We start from the raw sequence: 5087 nt of genomic DNA on the forward strand, positions 1-5087 counted from the left end.
CCTGGCCCTGGCGACCGCGGTCGCCCTGGCCCTCGCGGGCGGCGCGCTTGCGCTGCGCGTTGGCGCCCTGGCTCTGCCCACCACCGCGGACCTGCGGCTGCTCGGGGGCCGGCGTGACGTGGGGGGCGACCTCGCCGACGAGCTCGACGACCGACGCGGATGCCGCGGTCACGGTCTCGGGCGTGACCGAGATCGACGCCTTGCGCAGCAGCTGGTCGACGTCGCGACGCTGCTCGGGGAGGACGATCGTGACGACGGCGCCCTCGGCGCCGGCGCGCGCGGTGCGACCCGAGCGGTGCAGGTACGCCTTGTGCTCCATGGGCGGGTCGACGTGGACGACGAGCTCGACGTTGTCGACGTGCACACCGCGGGCGGCGACGTCGGTCGCGACGAGCACGCGGGCGGTGCCGGCCGAGAAGGCGGCGAGGTTGCGGTCGCGCTGCGGCTGCGAGAGGTTGCCGTGCAGGTCGACCGAGGGGATCCCCTGCGACGTCAGCTGCTTGGCGAGCTTCTTCGCGGCGTGCTTGGTGCGCAGGAACAGGATGCGGCGGCCCGTGCCCGAGGCGAGGAAGCGCACGAGCTCCTTCTTCTCGTCGGAGCCGGGCACGTGGAAGACGTGGTGGGTCATCGCGGCGACGGGCGAGTGCGCTTCGTCGACGGAGTGCAGCACCTCGTTCTGCAGGAAGCGGTTCACGAGCTTGTCGACGCCGTTGTCCAGCGTCGCGCTGAACAGCATGCGCTGCGCCCCCTGCGGGGTCGCGTTCAGAATGCGGGTGACACCCGGCAGGAAGCCGAGGTCGGCCATGTGGTCGGCCTCGTCGATGACGGTGATCTCGACCGCATCCAGGCTCACGAGCTTCTGCTGCATGAGGTCCTCGAGGCGGCCGGGGCAGGCCACGACGATGTCGGCGCCGGCGCGGATGGCCGCGACCTGGCGGTTCTGGTTCACGCCGCCGAAGACCGTGGCGGTCTTCATGCCGTAGGCCGCGGCGAGCGGCGCGAGGGTGCGGTCGATCTGGGTCGCGAGCTCACGCGTCGGAGCGAGGACGAGACCGAGGATGCGACCGCGGCGGCGGGTGCCGCCGGCGAGACCCTGGCCGAGGCGCGCGACCATCGGGATCGAGAACGCGAGCGTCTTGCCCGAGCCGGTGCGGCCGCGGCCGAGCACGTCGCGCCCGGCGAGCGTGTCGGGCAGGGTGTCGACCTGGATCGGGAAGGGGCTGGTCTTGCCCTCCGCGGCGAGCGCGGCGATGAGGGGAGCGGGCACGCCGAGCGTGCCGAACGTGGGTTCAGTCATGAGAGAGCTAACTCGGGCGTGATCGCCCGGATCGGTGTCCCGGGTGCGAGTGCGCAGACGGGTTCGCCGTGAGAAGGAGTCGCCGGCGACGATCGATGGATCGGCAGCGGATGATGCGTTCTACGACGCGAGGGGCACCAGGGAAGGATGCCGCAACCCGCCCAGTCTAGCAGTCGGGGCCTCCGGCGGCCCTCAGAGCTCCCCCGCCGGGACCGCGAACGTGTCGCACGCGGTGCGGCCGCCCTCGTACCCGGCCATGAACCACCGCTGTCGCTGCTCGCTCGATCCGTGCGTCCAGCTCTCGGGATTCACCTGCCCGGACTGCTGCTGGATGTGGTCGTCGCCGACGGCGGCGGCGGCGTTCAGCGCATCGTCGATCTGCGCCTGCGTGGGTTCGAGGAGGAACGGCCGACCCTCGGCATCCGTCTGATCGGGAGCGGCGGCGGTCCAGGCGCCCGCGAAGCAGTCGGCCTGCAGCTCGGTGCGCACGGCGTTGCTGTCCTCGCCGGTACCGTCGCGCGGGTACTCCTCGAAGACGCCGAGGAGGTTCTGCACGTGGTGCCCGTACTCGTGGGCGAGCACGTACAGCTGGGCGAGGTCGCCGCCCTCGGCGCCGAGCTGGCCGCGCAGGATGCTCCAGAACGTCGGATCGATGTAGACGGTGCGATCGGTCGGGCAGTAGAACGGACCGGTCTGATTGGATGCCGTGCCGCACGGCGTCTGCGCCTGCTGTTCCACGAGGACGAGCTTCGGCTTCTCGTAGCCGTCGAGCTCGCTCCGCCAGTACGCGTTGATGACCTCTTCGCCGGCGTCCAGGCGGCAGTCGTCGTTCGCGTTGGCGTCCGCGCCGCTGTCGCAGTTCTCCACGACGCCCTGGTCGGGGGACGTGCCACCCCCGCCGCCCCCGCCGAGGAAGCCGCTGAAGTCCTGCCCCGTGAAAAGCATCAGCAGCAGCACGACGACGGCTCCCGCGCCGCCGGCACCGCCGGCGATCACGGCGCCCCGGCCGCCGCGGAGGGTCGCGCGCGAGCCCCGTACGTCCGCATCCGGGTTGAAGGTCATGCCGGAACGGTACGCCCGCCGATCCCGCGCGCGGAACGGGTTGCGGCGACGGCCTCGACCGTGCTCGGATTCGCGGCACCGCCGTCATCGGACACAATGGGAGCGAGCGAGGAGATCACCGTGGACGCACACGCCGACCAGCCGACACCCGGCGACTACGCCGAGTCGCGCACCATCGCGATCCCCGACGACCCGATGACGGATGCCCCGGGGTTCGCCGCGGTCGATCCGAGCCCCGAGTGGTGGCTCGCCCTGCCCGCCGGATCCCGGCTCGTCGGTCTCGTCGTCTCGCGCCCCGACATGCCGAGCATCGTCGCGCAGCGCGAGGCGCTCGCGAAGTTCGGGGTGCCGATCGCCGGGTTCCGGCATCCCGCCCCCGAGACCGGCGAGACGTGGGAGGACCGGCTCACGCGACTGTTCGGCCGCCTCGGCGCCGGGGACGTCCTCGTCGTCACGGACGTGAAGGCGCTCGGGCGCGACGCGCACGAGGAGACCCGGACGATCGCGGAGCTGCGCCGCCGGTCGGTGATCGTGAAGGTCCTCGACCGGGGCTGATCGGCCCCCTCAGGACGAGGCGCAGAGGCGCGTCGCGTCGCTCGTCGCGCCGTTCTCGCGCCGTACGCTGACGTCGATGCAGACCTGCGTGTCGCCCTCGAGCGGGACGACGACGCTCGTCTCCGCGACGTTCTCGGCGGCCGCCTCGCCGCCGTCGAGCCGCACCCGCTGCCAGACGTAGGTGTCGCCCTCCTGCGGATCGGGGTTGACCCAGCGGAAGATCACCTCGCCGCCTCGGATCGTGTTGTCACTCTTCTCCGGCGCGGCGATGAAGTCCGCCACCGGGTCCTGCGGCTCGGGGGCGGTCGTCGTCGTCTCCTGCGGGTCCGCCACCTCGGCGGGTGGCGCCAGTGCCGAGGCGACGAGGACCGCACCGACCACGACGACCGCGACGATTGCCGCCGCGATGATGCCGATCCACAGCCCCTTGCGCGAGCGCGCCGGCGGCGCGGTCGTGGCAGTCGCGGGCGCAGGTCCCGTCGCCGCGGGGGTGGCCGCTGTGCGCTGGGAGGCACGCAGCATCGTGCCCTCGTCGGCCTCGCTCGTCACCGGCGCGGCCGGCGGGATGGCGGTCGGCGGTCGCACGGTGGCGTCCGCTCCCGTGTCGGCGGGCGCGCCGCCGGGCGCCCAACCCGAGGTGTCGCGCTGGACCGTCGCGTCGGGGCCCGTCCCGAAACCGGCGGCGAGAGCCGAACGCTCCCACGTGGGGCCTGCGGCCGGAGCGGTGTGCGGATCGATGCTGACGATGCCCCGCACGCGCGTGAGCTCGCCATCCTCCTCCTGCTCCTCGACGGGCGGCGCATCGTCGAGGATGTCGATCGGGGTGACCGAGTGCGCGAGCTCGATCTGCACCTTCTGCAGCGCGCGGGCGAAGGCGACGGCCGACTCGAACCGGTCCACCGGGCGCTTGGCCATCGCCCGCTCGAGCACCTGGAAGAGCGACGCGGGCGCGTCGGGTCGCTCCAGACGCGCGAGCGGCTCGGATTCGATGCGGCGGATCAGGTCGGCGCCGCCGTTGCGACCGCCGGGCACCTCGAAGGGCGAGCGGCCGGCGAGCAGGTTGTAGACGGTGGCGCCCAGCGCCCACACGTCGGACTGCACCGTGAACTCGGGGGTGTCGGCGAAGGACTCCGGCGGCGACCACGGGATCGACATCCCCGCGGAAGGATCGCGGCCGTCGGCGGTCGTCGCGATGCCGAAGTCGGTCAGCGCGGGACGGTTGTATTCGGTGACCAGGATGTTCGCGGGCTTGATGTCGCGGTGCAGGATGCCGGCGCGGTGGGCCGTCTCGACCGCGGCGGCGACCTGGATGCCGACACGGAGCGCCTCGGCGACCGAGATGGGCGCCGAGCGGGCGCGCACCTGCAGGTTCGGCTTGGAGCAGTACTCCATGACGAGGTACGACCGGCCGTCCTCGGCCACCCCGGCCTGGTAGATCGTGACGATGGCGGGATGCGTCGAGAGCATCGCCATGACGTTCGCCTCGGCCTGGAACTGCTCGACGGCGCCGCTGGTCATCTTCTCGGCGAGGAGCACCTTCACCGCCACGCGACGGCGCGGGAGGGCCTGCTCATACAGGTACACGTCGGCGAAGCCGCCGGAGCCGAGGACCTGGACGTACGAGAAACCGGGGAGCTGCGGCGGCGCGGCGGGAGCGCGCTTCGCACTCACGGCAGGTCCTCGAAGGTCAGCGTGACACCGTCGCCCAGGTCGAGCACGTCGGCGTCGATGACCATGGTCGGCTCGTTGGGGTGCAGCCGCACGGGGTCGTGTCCGCCGCGCAGCAGGACGGTGCCGTTGGTGCTCGCCAGGTCGACGGCGAGCACGTGCTCACCCTCGGCGCGGATCTCGACGTGGTTCCGCGAGATGTCGTGCTGCGGTCCGTCGACCGCGACGAGCGTGGGCAGCTCGTTCTCGGCGGGGCGGGTCGAGCGCGGGCGTCGACCGACGATGACCGTGCGCTCGAGCTCGATGACCCGCCCGTCGGCGAGGCGGATGCGTCCGCGCGACGGACTGCGCGGCGGGACGTCCTCGATCGAGTCGAAGGCGGATGCCGCGCGCATCGCGCGGGCTTCGGCGACCGACACCGTCGCGCCGTCGTGATCGCCGAGCTCGGCGGCGCCGGGCAGCGGCAGCCGCAGACCGGTGGGGCCGTAGGACGGCGCGAGGACGG

Annotated in this window: 5 protein-coding genes; 1 reads left to right on the forward strand and 4 read right to left on the reverse strand. The window is 72.7% G+C overall.

Features of this window, described 5'->3' with window-relative positions; all coding sequences use genetic code 11:
• Together NH287_RS14635 and NH287_RS14640 are read right to left on the reverse strand one after the other, a co-directional pair.
• The coding region (locus NH287_RS14635; RefSeq protein ID WP_253036200.1) for a DEAD/DEAH box helicase at nt 1-1297 on the reverse strand (1297 nt) is incomplete at its 3' end.
• A 192-nt stretch (nt 1298-1489) separates the two neighbouring features.
• The gene (locus NH287_RS14640; RefSeq protein WP_253036201.1) at nt 1490-2359 is read right to left on the reverse strand and encodes a neutral zinc metallopeptidase; all 870 of its coding nucleotides are present in this window, start codon (nt 2357-2359) and stop codon (nt 1490-1492) included.
• A 120-nt stretch (nt 2360-2479) separates the two neighbouring features.
• Between NH287_RS14640 and NH287_RS14645 the strand changes: the two genes are divergently transcribed.
• Nucleotides 2480-2914, forward strand: a complete 435-nt coding sequence (locus tag NH287_RS14645; RefSeq protein WP_217529910.1) for a recombinase family protein — start codon at nt 2480-2482, stop codon at nt 2912-2914.
• A gap of 9 nt (nt 2915-2923) precedes the next feature.
• Here the strand turns inward: NH287_RS14645 and NH287_RS14650 are convergent, their stop codons facing one another.
• Nucleotides 2924-4585, reverse strand: coding sequence for a serine/threonine-protein kinase (locus NH287_RS14650; protein ID WP_253036202.1), 1662 nt, complete (start codon nt 4583-4585; stop codon nt 2924-2926).
• Nucleotides 4582-5087 (reverse strand): FHA domain-containing protein (locus NH287_RS14655; RefSeq protein WP_253036203.1); only part of this gene is annotated, 506 nt, incomplete at its 5' end. The genes NH287_RS14655 and NH287_RS14650, both read right to left, overlap by 4 nt.

It is taken from the genome of Microbacterium sp. CnD16-F, from assembly GCF_024124465.1.
In the GTDB taxonomy this organism is placed as follows: Bacteria; Actinomycetota; Actinomycetes; order Actinomycetales; family Microbacteriaceae; genus Microbacterium; species Microbacterium gawkjiense.